The sequence below is a fragment of the Wolbachia endosymbiont of Pentalonia nigronervosa genome, assembly GCF_014534705.1.
GTDB lineage: Bacteria > Pseudomonadota > Alphaproteobacteria > Rickettsiales > Anaplasmataceae > Wolbachia.
This window is the reverse complement of the sequence record NZ_JACVWV010000088.1, coordinates 1-3782: the sequence shown is the minus strand read 5'-3', so window position 1 is coordinate 3782 and position 3782 is coordinate 1. Positions and strand designations below refer to the sequence as shown.

Genomic DNA, 3782 nt, shown 5'->3' with positions numbered 1-3782 from the left:
CCTGTTCGCCCTATCCACATCACTGCTGCTATGAACTTTCTGTTGTCCTTTGCACTCCTTCCACTATCCCCTTTCTTTCCGGGTAAACTCTCCTTTATCCTTTCCCATTGCTTATCTTTTAAGTCGTATAACATCCTTAGCTTCTCTCAAAAATTGTTATTATAACTCCTTTCTTTTTGAATGTCTACACTACCTAGAGGGAATAGAGCATTTAAAACAATCGATAGCTGATATACTGACCACACCGATAGGCAGCAGAATCATGAGAAGGGATTATGGCTCAAGGTTGTTTGAGTTGGTTGATAGGCCAGTAAATCGTGATTTTACATTAGAAATTTATGCAGCAGTAGCAGAGGCTCTACAAAAGTGGGAGAGAAGGTTAAAATTAGAAAAAGTGAAAATTGAAGAAGTAAAAGAAGGAAAGGTTATAATTTCACTTGCAGGTATATTAGAGGGTAAATCTATAAATATTAGTGAGGTTGAGATAAATGCAGCAGCCAAATATAATTGAAAAGCTGAGTTATGAGGAGATATTATCTAGGGTGAAAGGAGAACTAGTGAATAGAGATCCGACGTTTTCAGCGCTTGTAGAAAGTGACCCAGCGGTAAAAATCCTAGAAGTGGCAGCATGGAGGGAGCTATTACTGAGGCAGAGAATAAATGAAGCAGCAAAAGCAAATCTACTGAAGTTTGCAGAAGGAACTGATCTCGATCATTTAGCTGAGTTTTATGGAGTAGAAAGAAAAGATGAAGAAAATGATGAAGCTTTTGGAAAAAGAATAAAAGCGAAAATAAAAGGCTGGTCAACAGGTGGAAGTAAGGAGCATTATAAGTACCATGCACTGTCAGCAGATACAAGAGTTAAGGATGCTTTAGTGGAATCACTGGTACCAGGAAAGGTGCAAATTTCAATTTTATCAACAGAATTATCCACACCATCGGAGGCACTACTAGAAATTGTCAGAAATCAGCTAAACAAGGACGATATAAGAGTTTTAACCGATACTATAGAAGTGGTGAATTGCAATATTATTGGAATAGATATCCACAGCAAAATTAGCATGAGCCCTGTAGTATCGGAGGAAGAAATAAAGAAACAGTTCATCAAAAAGTTTGAAGCAAGCAAAAAGCTAGGATGGAATGTTACAAGGTCATGGATTATAGCGAATTTGTTTGTAGAAGGGGTAGAAAATATAGAGTTGATAGAACCTCAAGAAGACGTTGTAATAAAGGGCAATGAGTGTGCTAAACTGGAAAATTTGAGAGTTGAGTGTGTAAGGAAAAACTGATGTTATTACCACCAAATGCGACAAAACAAGAGAGAGGTATAGTAGAAGCGATAGACTATAAAGTAGATCCAAGAAGCATAAGAGGATTTAAGTTTAATCTTAAAGATGAAATATTGCCATGGATGATAGAAGAATATGGCCTAGAAGAAATTTTGCTGTGGGTAAAAGACAAAAAGAAGGCTATAAAAGAAGGAGTAGAATTTCAGCGTTTAAGAGGAACACCTGCATCTTTAAAAATAGCTCTGAAATGGGCAAACATAGATGACATTACGATTATTGAAGAGCCACCCGGAAAGCATTTTTTTGAACTTCAAGTTGGAATAAAAGACGTACCAAATGACTTTTTTGTGGATGCAGTAATAGAGTTGGCAAAATTATCACTCCCGGTAAGATCAAGACTAATGCGGATTTTTAATGACCTATATAACGCCCAAAGGTTCATGTTGGATGAAAGCATATTTGGTGACTTACTGTCTGATTATTCAGGAGTAAAAGTAGCAAAAGAAGGACCAGTATTATCATTTGGAAGAAAAAACTCATTTGAGCTAAAAATCGCTAATCCAAGTTTCAAATTTGGTACATTTAGAGCTCATTATGAAAGAAATTACAGTAGCGATTTATATCGTTTAGATGTAGCAATACTGGGGGAAACAGAGCCACACACAAAGAACTATAATGGCATATATGAGAGAAATCATCTTTGGTATAATTTCAAAGCATTATACCCTACCCCACAGAACTTACTGCCACCAATTAAATTTGCGAAAGCACAGGTGGTATTGTCTGACAGTTGGAAATTAGGAGAAATAAATGGCTGCTTTCCTGTTTGTTATAATGAGGAAATGGGAGACAGGTTTTTGCTGGGAGAAAATAGGCTTTCAGAGCAATTGTGGAATTTCAAATACACACCAATTTTAGAAAGATTCAGTGTAACTTATCATTACAAAATAGAAAATGATATCAATCAAAAAGTTATAAGATTTGGTTTAGCAGAGCACAATGTTCATTTTAAAAGCGATTCAGATTCAAGACAAAAAGATGCAATACATGAATTAGAAAGTTACATTTTAGTAGTATACCCAGGTGCACTAACGTGGCACGAACATCGACATTTGAACAGAAATTGGAAAAGAAATCAAGTAATATGTTTAATACATTAAATACTTATATTTATATCTTATGCAAAAAAATTTGTATATTTTGTAAAAAAAACTTGCCTTTCATACTAAAACAGTACTAAGTGAAAAAGTAGCTGGTAAACAAACAAAAATTATCAAGCACTAAAATGAGCAGAAATGTAGCCATTTTATAGTACAGTTAAGGAACGTTATGGTAAAATTTAGCAAGAAAGAAAGAGAAGAATTCAAAAAATTGTGGAAAAAAGTATTAGATAATTCTATAGAAAATATTAATAAAAAAGATACAAAAGGGAGGACGATGTTACATTATGCGGTAGGGATGCCAGATCCAAAAAAAGTGAGATTATTAATTGAAAAAGGAGCAAATATAAATGCTGCAGATGTGGGACAATATAGACCACTGCACTTAGCAGTAATGGGGCAACGTCTAGAAAATACAAAAGAGCTGATAAAGGCAGGAGTAGAGATAAATGTAGTGGAACGTAGTAGCAAATATGCCCCATTACATCTAGCATGCATGGTAAGTTAGGTAAAAATAGTAGAAGAGCTAGTGAAAGCGGGAGCAAATGTGGAGCAAAAGGATAAATATGGGAAAACCCCTATGGACTACGCGGAAAATGATAAAGAAATAACAGAAATGCTAGAGAACATAAAGATCGCAAATAAACAAAGGAAATATATAGAAAAAGCAAACAGCAGCAGGTGTAGCAAAGGGGAACTGTGAGAGAGGTACAGGTAAGAGAATAAAAAGCTGAAAACAGAATGATGCAGTTCATGAGCTAGAAAAGCATATTTAGTAGTATACCCAGGCGTTACAATTACCCAAAATATGTTATCTGTTCAGTGAAGCGGCAAAAAACTGTTGAACAAGCAAAATTGTTAGAATAAAGTGGGTTAAACACAGTGCAACATGGTTAATTTTTTAACATCTTACGCAATGTTAGGTGAAAAATAGATCATTTAAAGTATTTTTGTCTGTCCTTTAACTGCAATCAGAATAGATACTATATTTGTGGGTAATAGTAAGATTTTAATAGGTCATGTATGGCCCATTTGTTATCATACTAATGATATAAGTTAATATTGCAGCACATGTTAAAAAACATATAACTTTCTATCCGTGATTGTAGGGATGACTTTACTTTACTCGTATAGACAGAATATAATCAAGTAATAGCAGTAAACAAAAGAAATGGAGGTGCTGCTAGAATTTTTATCAAAAGGAGGTAAAATGGCACAGAAAAGAATAAGATACAACAAAGAAACGAGGAATGATTTTCAGAAGGCACTAAGGAAATTAAAGAAAAAATCATATGAAGGGATAAATGAAAAAGGAAAAAGTGGAGACACAATT

The 3782-nt window shown here is 34.5% G+C and carries 3 protein-coding genes and 1 pseudogene; all 4 read left to right on the top strand.

The window, feature by feature from the left end; all coding sequences use genetic code 11:
* The first annotated feature begins 202 nt into the window (after positions 1–202).
* The 4 genes and pseudogenes from IC220_RS06410 to IC220_RS06395 all read left to right on the top strand — a co-directional run bounded on the left by IC220_RS06410 (position 203) and on the right by IC220_RS06395 (position 3152).
* Entirely contained in the window at positions 203–511 is a 309-nt protein-coding gene (locus tag IC220_RS06410; RefSeq protein ID WP_369408772.1) for a GPW/gp25 family protein, read from the top strand.
* Entirely contained in the window at positions 489–1289 is an 801-nt protein-coding gene (locus tag IC220_RS06405; protein WP_188153647.1) for a baseplate assembly protein, read from the top strand. The genes IC220_RS06410 and IC220_RS06405 overlap by 23 nt, the downstream gene beginning before the upstream one ends.
* A complete protein-coding gene (locus tag IC220_RS06400; RefSeq protein WP_188153646.1) occupies positions 1289–2449 on the top strand; it encodes a phage tail protein in 1161 nt (386 codons plus the stop codon). The genes IC220_RS06405 and IC220_RS06400 overlap by 1 nt, the downstream gene beginning before the upstream one ends.
* A 169-nt stretch (positions 2450–2618) precedes the next feature.
* Positions 2619–3152, top strand: a pseudogene (locus tag IC220_RS06395) (ankyrin repeat domain-containing protein).
* Positions 3153–3782: the final 630 nt, after the last annotated feature.